The 9744-nt window shown below is 58.9% G+C and carries 9 protein-coding genes; 5 read left to right on the top strand and 4 right to left on the bottom strand.

The features are described from left to right. Nucleotides 1-116: 116 nt before the first annotated feature. The 3 genes from NW853_RS01535 to NW853_RS01525 form a co-directional block, all read right to left on the bottom strand. The gene (locus NW853_RS01535) at nt 117-323 is read right to left on the bottom strand and encodes a hypothetical protein (RefSeq protein ID WP_414335497.1); all 207 of its coding nucleotides are present in this window, start codon (nt 321-323) and stop codon (nt 117-119) included. A 451-nt stretch (nt 324-774) separates the two neighbouring features. Next, on the bottom strand, nt 775-1581 hold the full coding sequence (locus NW853_RS01530; RefSeq protein ID WP_414347338.1) for a PPC domain-containing protein: 807 nt from the start codon (nt 1579-1581) through the stop codon (nt 775-777). 78 nt (nt 1582-1659) lie between these two features. Continuing rightward, nucleotides 1660-2886 (bottom strand): aminotransferase class I/II-fold pyridoxal phosphate-dependent enzyme, encoded by a 1227-nt coding sequence (locus NW853_RS01525; RefSeq protein ID WP_414347341.1) that lies wholly within the window; start codon nt 2884-2886, stop codon nt 1660-1662. Nucleotides 2887-3720: 834 nt separating this feature from the next. On the opposite strand from NW853_RS01525, the gene hpf reads away from it, so the two are divergent. Further along, nucleotides 3721-4293: a ribosome hibernation-promoting factor, HPF/YfiA family gene (hpf, locus tag NW853_RS01520; protein WP_414335493.1), complete on the top strand. Its 573-nt coding sequence runs from the start codon at nt 3721-3723 to the stop codon at nt 4291-4293. Between the two features lie 12 nt (nt 4294-4305). Further along, complete coding sequence (locus tag NW853_RS01515) at nt 4306-5034, top strand: urease accessory protein UreF (protein WP_414347335.1); 729 nt, start codon at nt 4306-4308, stop codon at nt 5032-5034. A 55-nt stretch (nt 5035-5089) separates the two neighbouring features. On the opposite strand, the gene NW853_RS01510 is transcribed toward NW853_RS01515, so the two are convergent. Continuing rightward, entirely contained in the window at nt 5090-6373 is a 1284-nt protein-coding gene (locus NW853_RS01510) for a D-alanyl-D-alanine carboxypeptidase (protein ID WP_414347332.1), read from the bottom strand. A 164-nt stretch (nt 6374-6537) separates the two neighbouring features. Between NW853_RS01510 and NW853_RS01505 the strand changes: the two genes are divergently transcribed. The 3 genes from NW853_RS01505 to NW853_RS01495 all read left to right on the top strand — a co-directional run bounded on the left by NW853_RS01505 (nt 6538) and on the right by NW853_RS01495 (nt 9600). Then, a complete protein-coding gene (locus NW853_RS01505) occupies nt 6538-6990 on the top strand; it encodes a hypothetical protein (RefSeq protein WP_414335488.1) in 453 nt (150 codons plus the stop codon). Nucleotides 6991-7056: 66 nt separating this feature from the next. Continuing rightward, the gene (locus NW853_RS01500; RefSeq protein ID WP_414347329.1) at nt 7057-7974 is read left to right on the top strand and encodes a CoB--CoM heterodisulfide reductase iron-sulfur subunit B family protein; all 918 of its coding nucleotides are present in this window, start codon (nt 7057-7059) and stop codon (nt 7972-7974) included. Between the two features lie 147 nt (nt 7975-8121). After that, on the top strand, nt 8122-9600 hold the full coding sequence (locus NW853_RS01495; protein WP_414347326.1) for a hypothetical protein: 1479 nt from the start codon (nt 8122-8124) through the stop codon (nt 9598-9600). Nucleotides 9601-9744: the final 144 nt, after the last annotated feature.

The raw sequence follows: 9744 nt of genomic DNA, 5'->3' as shown, positions 1-9744 counted from the left end.
GCGGTCAGCATGATTGGGAAAGCCTTGTCCTCTCTCGGTTTAGCTTAATCGGCGGGAAGCCCCGCACTGTATTTGTGAATTGTGTTTACTCAACGAAGATGAGTGCCGGGAGTCGTTCACTCAACGAGGATATCGCGAATCAAGGGCAAGCGAATGCTGATGTAGCGATTGAGCACCGAGGCATCGACACTGCTGAGGACATGTTTTCTCTGGCAGGCGCTCAGAAGCAGATTCACCAAGTCGTCATCGCGTTTTGTGAGCCAATCTGGCCTGCCAATCTCGCTGACCAAAGACCAAAACTGGCGTACCATTTCAGGAGTCATGGCATCCATTTTGTGGGGATAGGGGCTAGCTGCAAAAGAATGGTCTAGGCCATTGACCTGATTCTAGAAAAAAGACCTCACCTGTGAGAGCAATATTTCAGCTCCGTCACAACTTAGGATAAGATGTCATGCTTTCCCATAAACCTCAGTAAGTGCCGACCATCCTTGTTCAGAAAGCTTGAAGAAAACCAGAGGTTGCTAACCTTAGCCATAGCCATTTCAAGCCGGTCTAAAACATCTCCGCAGCGCCCTGCACCGCCATAGATGAGTAGCCTCCCCTTTGGAGCGGGAGAGGGGAGCGCAAAATTCGCAAGGTTTTCACCGCTACTTAGCATAACTATAGAAAAAATAACGATTCCCGTCAAAATCTGGTCATCACCCTATCGGCCTTAAGGTAAAAACTGCCCGCTCTCCTTCACCAGAAGAGGAAGAACCTTGACGAGCCTGGGTGCTAGCGTAAGGTGTACTGCAGCTCATAAGCCCCTTTTTCTCCTGGCCCATAGGTGTTGGCCCGCAGGGTATAGGTGCCGGTGCGGGGCAGAAAGGCAATCATCAGAGCATCGGTTCCGCCGCCTTGGTCGTCATCCCAAGCCACGACTTCTCCGCTGGGATCCAACAGTTGCAAAAAAGCATCGAAGTCGGCGCTGGTTAGGGAGGCGATCAGGATCTGGCCGGCGCGAGCGGCAATGGGATATTCGTCCATCCAACTGCCATCCTCGGGGTGCTGCAGGGATCCCTCCTGCAGACGGCCTGATGGAGTTTGCTGCCAATCGATCTGGGTGAGGACATAGGTCAGCCGGTAGTTGCCGGTGGATTCTGGCTCAAAGCTGGTGGCTCGCAGGGTGTAGGTGCCGCCCTCTGGCAGACGCACCGCCAACAAGGCATTTATATCTGGGCCGGAGTCATCGTCAAAGCCGATCACCCGTCCTTGGCCATCCACCAGCTCCAGGTAAGCATCGAAATCTTCGCTCTCCAGGGCCGCAATCAGGATCTGCCCCGGCTGAGATGTAATCGAAATCTCATCCCAAAAGCTGCCATCCTGAGGGTTGCTCAGATCTTCAGGGCTGAGGGTTCCCGCCAGGGTTCGGCCACCTCTCCACAGGGGAGAAGAAGCAAGGGAGGATCCCACCTGCGCGCTCCTCTCTTGCAGCAGATCCAACCACCGACAACTGCTGGACAGCCCCAGCGCCACCAGACTCAGGGCCAAACAGGATCCCCAGCGGCGGGGAAGTGCGAAAGAACGACACAAGCTCAACATCGACAAGACTCCCCGCCCCCATGAGCCAAAACCACGCCTCAATTTTATCCATTGGTTTGCCGGGGCGGGTGGGTAACTTCACAGGGAATCCCAAGCTTGTAAGACGGCTTCCAGGGCCAGCCGCCCGTGGCCAAGATGGGTTCCCCCCTGCAAATAGACGGTGTAGGGATCCCGCATCGGCCCGTCGGCAGAGAGCTCAGCACTGCTGCCCGCAACAAAAGTGCCTGCCGCCATCACCACCGGATCGGCATAGCCGGGCATCACTTCTGGGATCGGGGTGAGGTAGGAATCCACCGGCGAGCTGCTTTGAATGGCGCGGCAAAAAGCCTGCAACTTCTGCGGGGATCCCAGTTGAATGGCCTGAATGATGTCGGTGCGGGGCGCTTGTGGCAGAGGCGAGACCGGGTAGCCCAGATCGTGAAACACCTGGGCGGCCAGGTGGGCAATCTTGACCGCTTCGGCCACCATCTGCGGGGCCAAAAACAACCCTTGAAACAGGAGCCGGTTGAGATCGAAGGTGGCCCCGCCTTCCGAGCCGATCCCCGGCGCCGTCAGCCGGCAGGCAGCCTGCTCCACCAGCTCGGCCCGCCCCGCCACATAGCCCCCCGCTGGGACGAGGGTGCCGCCTGGATTTTTGATCAGGGATCCGGCGATCAGATCGGCGCCCACATGGGTTGGCTCTTGGGTTTCCACAAACTCGCCATAGCAATTGTCCACCAAGACCACCACCTCCGGGTTTTGTGCTTTGACGATCTGGATCATCTCGGCAATCTGGGCAATGGAGAAGCTGGGGCGCCAGTCGTAGCCGCAGGAGCGTTGGATGTGCACCAGGCGGGTTTGCGGTCTGAGAGCGGTTTTCAGAGCCTGCCAATCGACATCGCCCTTCCGCAGATCCAACTGGCGATAGGTAACGCCGAACTCCCGCAGGGATCCCCGCCCCGATCCCCGCAGGCCGATCACCTCCTCCAGAGTGTCGTAGGGGGGGCCGGTGATGGCCAACAGCTCATCCCCCGGGCGCAGCACCCCGAACAAAGCACAGGCAATGGCATGGGTGCCGGAGACCATCTGCAGCCGCACCAGCGCCGCCTCACAGCCCATGATCTGGGCAAACACCCGATCCAACACCTCTCGCCCCCGGTCGTCGTGGCCGTAGCCCGATACGCCGGCAAAGTGGTGGGATCCCACCTGCTGGTCGTGGAAGGCCCGCAACACCCGCGCCAGGTTCTCCCTGAGAACCTGGTCCATCGCCTGAAAGCGCTCCTGCAGAGCCGCTTCTGCTCTGTCCAACAGCGCCGCCGCCTGCAACGGGATCCCTTTGCCCACCGAGTTCACCCCACTTCTTGCCCACAAACCGGCCTTAACCCTAGCAGAACCGGCCACCAACCCAGAGGCCAAAAACAGCTTCTCAGACCTGCTACTTCTGGGAACGATGGCTTCACAGAAACTCTATCTTGATAAAAACCTTAATTTCAGTTAGCACTTCTTCATCTTCTCTGTCAGTTTCTGCCCCGGCCAGACAAAGCGTCCCCTGCCGCTGCGGCCCACACCAGGTTGTATAATGACCCAATAGAGGGATATTGACGGGAAGAATAGAGGGATATTCGGACTGGGGGAAGGTGCCGGTTCAGCAGCCGCTGCTTTTCTCGACTGCATGGGAGTTTCCTTGAACAACTCGGCTCCCTCTTTTAGGTATTGACAATAGCGAGCGTTGTTGGGAGAGTTTTACCCATCTATCCTTCACCTCTCCGATCCGCAGAGTCGAATTCAAGTGTTAGCAAAAGAAAGTATTTCAAGTTTCGCCGGCAAGATTGCTCTCTCCAGCCCTTTGCTTCATACCTTCTCCACCTAACTTAACTTAGGGTTCTGAATTCTAGGGATCCCTCTTTGCCCGAGCAATCGCACTGGTGTGCGAGCCATCAAGAGTTAAGACAGCCTAAATTTATTCTTAACTCCTGGTCGGGAACCCGAGGGGAGGTGTTAACTTAGACTTAACCCAAGAGGTTAGTGCCGCTTGCATGGCCCCTTTTCGCAAGTTGCCGGGCCGCGATCATGCCTGAGGTGGGGGCTGTTTTCTAGGGATCCTTTGCGAGGGTAAGGCGCTAACTTTAGGCGTAAACCGATACAACTGGGAGAGTCTCCATGACTAAGCTTGTGATCCAAGGGAAGAACGTCGAGATTACCGACGCCATCCGCAGCTACGTTCAAGAAAAAATTGAGCGTGCTGTCAGCCATTTTGCCCAGATCACCAGTGAGGTTGATGTCAATCTATCGGTAGCCCGCAACCCCCGTATCAGTGCCAGCCAATCTGCCGAAGTGACCGTCTACGCCAATGGCACCGTTATCCGGGCGGAAGAAAGCAGCGAAAATCTCTATGCCAGCATCGATCGTGTGGCCGACAAGCTGGCCCGCAAGCTGCGCAAATACAAAGAACGCAATGGCGTGCACCGCACCCGCCACGCCCCCAAAACCTCTTGGGCGGTGTCCCAGCAGCCTGTTACCGATCCGCTTAATACCGAACGGCAGCCGGAGTTGCCGGCTGAGGTGGTGCGCACCAAATACTTCGCCATGCCTCCCATGTCAGTTCAAGAAGCGCTGCACCAGTTGGAGCTGGTGGATCACGACTTCTATGTTTTCCGCAATATCGAAAACGGCGAGATCAACGTCATCTACGTCCGCAACCACGGCGGCTACGGCCTGATCCGCCCCCGCTAAAGCTTCGTGAAGATGCGCGGCGAACCTTTCTCCCAACTTGCTTCGCGGGGATCGAGCAACGCTTTCTATCTTTTGCTGCAGCTTACCGATTCTGCCCTGCCGATTGGTGCTTATTGCCACTCGTGGGGTTTGGAAACGGCGGTTCAGGCGGGTCAACTTCGGGATCGGGTCGGGGTGCAGCAGTATCTGCTGGGGGTTTTGCACATGAGCTTGGCCCCCATTGAGGGCAGAGCCTGTGCCCTGGCCCACCGTTTGGCGCAAGCGGGATCCCCGTCGGGAGTAGAGAAGCTGCAGCGGCAATTGCAAGCCACCCGTTGGGCGGCGGAGCCGCGGCAAGCCAGCTTGGATCTGGGGAAGCGTTTGACTCAACTGGCAGAACGCACCTGGGGAATCTCCGTCCCCCAAGCAGTGGGGGAGCCGTGGCATCATCCCTTGGCCTTCGGCTGGATCTGTGCTCAGGCAGGCATTGGGCTGGAAGATACCCTACGGGCCTTTTTGTTTGCCTCCCTCACCGGGTGGGTCTCGGCGGCGGTGCGCTTGGTGCCTTTGGGGCATAGCGAGGGGCAAAGTCTGCTGGCCCAATTGTATGAGCCGATTGAGACCGTGGTGCAGCAGGAGATCCTGCCGGTTGTCCGGCGGGATCCTGCTCTCAATTGGCCTGCCCTGAGCAGCTTCGCCCCCCTCAACGAGCGCGATTGCCAAGCCCACCAGCAGCTCTATTCCCGCCTTTTTCAGTCCTGAACGCTGCCCCCCTCTCCCTCTGGGAGAGGGGCTGGGGGTGAGGGCGGGGCACAGTTCAGCGGAGAGGCTCCCCAACGGCCAGCACCTGCTGCAGGAACTGATCCTGTTGCCGGCGCAAAACGCCCAGATCGGGACTGTGGTTGAGCAAGATGAAGTTGTGGCCATTGGGCAACTGCCCCATCAGCATCAGCCGCTCCGCAGCGGATCCCACCTGGGCAGTCGTACCTGGGGGCAAGGTGCGCGCCCTCAGGGTGCTGTGGCCGATGCCTGCTCTGGGCAGGATCCGAGTCGGATCCCCATCTGTGAGATCCAGCAGGTGTTCCCAGAGATGAGCTAGGGCGCGAGGGGAGAGGTACAGTGCTTGCCCTCCTTCTCCAAGGCGGATGTCTTGCTCAGCAGGGGCCATTTGGGGATCCAGGCGGGCAATGGGCTGAGCCACCAATCGCTGCCGCAGGTACTCCAGCAGGGCCGTTTTGCCCCCCAGCTCCGCCAACAGGGCTTCTGCCATGGCCCGGTCGTTGCTGCCGTTGAGGAGTTGCAGCAGGGATCCCAGGCGCAGCGAGGTGTAGACGGCCAGGCAATGGGCATCTGCAGGCCAATCCCTCAGGAGCGACACAGAGCCGCCAATGGCAACCGGATGGGGCTGTTGGGTACCGCTGAGAAGCTCTGCCAGACGCCGGGCGCCGGCCACAGGATCGGGCTGGCCCAGCAAACGGAAGGGGGGCACCACCTTCACATCCCCGTCGATCTGGCGAATCCCAAGGCTGTGTAAGTGACGGGCCAGCTCGGCCACATTTGCCTCTGTGAAATAGGGATCCCCGCTGCCCACGAGGATCAAATCTCCCGTCAGGCGGTGGCCTGACCGATGGCCTGTGGTGTAGAACCGGGTTTCAAAGCGATGCTCGTAGCCCCAAGTCTCCAGAGCCATCAAGCTGATGGCCAACTGATCCAAGGCCCCCACCGGCAAAGGCCGATCCAGCAGGTGCTCCGCCAACAGCTCCCCCTGCGGCGTCCACAGCAGGATCCCCTGTTGTGAGAGCGCTCCCCCTTGGGCCGCCAATCCCTGCAAAAAGCCGGACAAGACCCCCGCATAGGGAGAATCTTTCCACCCCGGCGATTGTGCGCGGGGCCACCAGGGGGGAAGGCCCGGAGTCCCACTGGGGGAAGGCAGGGGCGGTGGTGGGGTGGGGATGGGGGGAAAAGGATTCTGAGCCGATGTGGGCAACTCGGCACCTATGCGGTTGCTCCAGCAGGCCCCCAAAGCCAAAGCACCAACCAACGGGATCCCTGCCCAGAGGAGACGACCATGGGGAAGCAACCCCTGTGGGATAAGCGGCATGATGACCTCACCCAAGACACTTGCAAAAGACGACGGGCTGGCAAGACTTGACGCTACTCTAGTGCCATCCGAACCGCCTTGGCAAATCTTCGTTGCAGCCTAGATATCTTTAGTACTAAGAAATGTTAAGCTAAAAGCCTGGATCCCGAACCGAGGTGAGGCCCATGGAACCCCTTTACGCTGGCGGCAACTTCTCCAGTTCTTTTGTTAATCCCCCCATTTACTCCGCCATTGCCCTGCTTAGCTTTTTTGCTCTTATCTTCGGCATCATTTTCAAAGATAAGCTGGAATACCAGGTAGCCCTTTGGCAGCTCAACCGAGATAGCCAGGCAACAATTCGCTACCGGACTCCTGGGGTGATCCTCACCTACGGTCTCTGCTGTTTGTTTACCCTTGGTTTTGTGGTGGCGTGTTTGAACGTCTTTGGCCTGTCTCTGACTCTGGCCAGTTGGGTGGGTGGAATCCTGGTGCTGAGTACGGCAGGCTTGGTGTGGTGGCAGTTGGGATCCCTACTGGCCCTGTTGGCTATGGGGGGCTCCCAGGCCATTGATATCGACTCTTACGGGGCAGAGGCTGCTTGGGATGCCAAGACAGCAGCGCCCCCTGAAGGGGAATAGGCGCTAGCCTCTGTTCACCAGAGCCCCCATCTCAATCGCAAACCCAGTGCTCTTTCGCTTCTTCTCATGACTGCGGCCCTCCCTTCATCCTGGCGCTACGCCTACTACCCCGGCTGTGTGGCCCAGGGGGCTTGTCGCGAGCTGTACGACTCTACCAACCGGATCGCGCGGCATTTGGGCATCGAACTGGTGGAGCTGGAGGCAGCTTCCTGCTGTGGTTCCGGCACCTTCAAGGAAGAATCGGAGCTGCTGGAAGATACGGTGAATGCCCGCAACCTGGCTTTGGCAGAGGCATTGGGGTTGCCGATGCTCACCCACTGCAGCACTTGCCAGGGGGTGTTGGGCCGCGTGAATGAAAAGTTGAAAGCTGCGAAAACCGCGGATCCTGAGTACTTTCACCGGGTGCAAACCCTGTGCCAGCAAGGAAGCTGTGAGAGCTGCTACGAAGGCACCGGCGATGTGCGCCATTTGCTGTGGGTGCTGGTTCATGACTACGGCCTGGAGCGATTGGCCCGACAGGTGAAACGGCCTCTGTGGGGGCTGCGCTGCGCCGCCTTCTACGGGTGTTATCTGTTGCGGGCCTACGATATCTCCCGCTTTGACGTGGCGCGGGATCCCCGTTTGCTGGAAGATCTCTTCGAGCATTTGGGGGCCACCCCTGTTTGGTATCGCGGGCGCACCCAGTGTTGCGGTTGGCCCCTTTCCAGCTATGCCCCGCAGCAGTCTTTCTCGATGGCAGGCCGGCACCTCCTCGAAGCAATCGAGGCGGGAGCCGATTGTTTGGTGACTCCTTGTCCCCTGTGTCACCTCAATTTGGACTCGCGCCAGCCGGAGGTGGAGCAGGTGATCGGGCGCAAGCTGGGGATCCCGATCCTGCATGTGCCGCAATTGGTGGGCCTGGCCCTGGGGATCCCGGCGGAAAACCTGGGATTGAACCGCCATGTGGTGCGGGTGGAAAAAGCCCTGCAAAAAATAGGCCGCTAAACTCCAGGGGGGATCCCTGGGCAAACACAGGTGGGTTCTGCCTGGGAAGGATATGCTATTCTGCCCAGCAAGATACCCAGCCCTGTTCAAAAACCGCAAAGACCCTCGTAAGCTTAGATTCGGCATACTCCTGCTTGGCAGCTCCCTATGGTAGTCTCGGATCCCCTGGGCCTTGTCGTGCAAGAAGTGCAGCGGGGCGGGTACGCAGACCGAGTCAAAAAGCTGGTTTACTTTGCCTGCACCAGCACCTGGGAAGGCGATGTCGGCAAGTTGAGCCAAATAGACCTGAAGGCACTCCTGGAGCAGCTCTGCCGTGAGCACGCAACCCTTGATGCTCTGGGCCAGCGCTTTCGAGATGCCATCAGCCGCATCAACAAAAAAGCCGAGTATGCCCGCATCGCCAAGATGCTGCTGAGCAAGCTGCAGCCCCTCTATCAACAGCCGCAAGCAGATCCATCAGTTTGGGCTCAGCCCTCGCCTGTCTTGTCTTTGAAGTACGGGGGCTTGCAACTGCAAAAGCAAGACTACGATCCCTTCGAGTTGCGGGCAGGGGTGATGCGGCAAGCCAGCCCTTTGCGGGTCAAGCTGGTTCTGTTCACGGCTTTGTACCACAAAGTAGAGCCCACTCTGCAGGGGTTGGCGGCCCTACGGCGCTACAGCCTGGATGAGCTGCTCACAGCCCTTTATAGGGCCTGCAATTCCCCCCAAGAGCTGGAAACTCGGCTGAAGGAGGCGGTGCAACAGTCGCAGGAGCCTGATCAGGATGGCCAAGCCGCCAATGCCGTGCTGCAGATGCTGAAGCCTCTTTACGTTTCTGTGCCCCCAGAAACCGCCGCTGGTGGAGGGTTAGCTGCCGAGCCCGCCTCTGTCGCTCTCGATTGGCTCGATACAGAAGATGCTGTTGGCGCCCCCATGACTTGGGTCGAGGATGGGGAGGATCCCTCTATAGGGTCTCCGGCTTTTACAGCTCTGGCAACATCGCCCAACCCCTCTTCTGACCTCCGACAGGCGATCCCAGAGTCCTGCCGCCAACTGCTCCATCGCAGCGCCGGATCCCTGATGGTGGCCATCGAGAACACCCTGAGCGAGTTGGGCAATGCTCTGGACGAAGGACTACAGGATGAGGATCCCGCCCAATATCTGACGCTCAAACACCAGGTGTTGCGCGGCTTCTTGAGGGATGTCGAGGGATCCGCCGCAATGTTCAGGGGGATTTTGAAAAAGCTGGAGCAATCGGAGTGGCGCCTGGTGCAGCCCCTTCGCGGCGGCGGTGGAGAACACGCTCTGCCGGAAGTGCCTGGCGAGCTGGTGGATCCCTATGCTTCCCTGAGACAGGTGTTGGCCAGCAGCGAGCTAACTCGGCAAAAGCCGCAGCTAGAGCAGGAGGTGATGCGTCTGGTGCGGCGCAGCGTCAGCTCGGTTAAAGCGGCTATCGAACAGGCCCTGAGCGAGTTGGGCCAGGCGTTGGATGAGCAGTTCCCAACCTGTAGCCTGGAAGAAGCCTTGGTTCTCAAGTACCAGGCGTTGCGCGCCTTTTTGCAGGAAGTGGAGGAGATCTCTACGAAATTTGCTGCTCTGTTGGAACGTATGGAAGAGGCAGAGCGCCGTCTGTTCGGACTGGTTTGAGAGCCAACCCCCTGTTTGGGGATCCCGTCTAGCACTCATAGCCATCGCCTTCGAATTCCATACGCTGTCGCCAACGCGCCGCTCTAACTCCCCTCTCCCTTTGGGAGAGGGGCTGGGGGTGAGGGCTGGGAGAGGGGCTGGGGG

It is taken from the genome of Synechococcus sp. H55.11 (genome assembly GCF_047462475.1).
GTDB lineage: Bacteria > Cyanobacteriota > Cyanobacteriia > Thermostichales > Thermostichaceae > Thermostichus.
The sequence above is the reverse complement of the archived record's forward strand: the minus strand, read 5'-3'. Positions and strand labels throughout refer to the sequence as shown.

Coding starts and splice junctions, on each gene's coding strand:
- NW853_RS01515 (WP_414347335.1), top strand. CDS start 4,306: ATGCGCGGCGAACCTTTCTCCCAACTTGCTTCGCGGGGATCGAGCAAC.
- NW853_RS01505 (WP_414335488.1), top strand. CDS start 6,538: ATGGAACCCCTTTACGCTGGCGGCAACTTCTCCAGTTCTTTTGTTAAT.
- NW853_RS01535 (WP_414335497.1), bottom strand. CDS start 323: ATGACTCCTGAAATGGTACGCCAGTTTTGGTCTTTGGTCAGCGAGATT.
- NW853_RS01510 (WP_414347332.1), bottom strand. CDS start 6,373: ATGCCGCTTATCCCACAGGGGTTGCTTCCCCATGGTCGTCTCCTCTGG.
- NW853_RS01530 (WP_414347338.1), bottom strand. CDS start 1,581: ATGTTGAGCTTGTGTCGTTCTTTCGCACTTCCCCGCCGCTGGGGATCC.
- NW853_RS01495 (WP_414347326.1), top strand. CDS start 8,122: ATGGTAGTCTCGGATCCCCTGGGCCTTGTCGTGCAAGAAGTGCAGCGG.
- NW853_RS01500 (WP_414347329.1), top strand. CDS start 7,057: ATGACTGCGGCCCTCCCTTCATCCTGGCGCTACGCCTACTACCCCGGC.
- hpf (WP_414335493.1), top strand. CDS start 3,721: ATGACTAAGCTTGTGATCCAAGGGAAGAACGTCGAGATTACCGACGCC.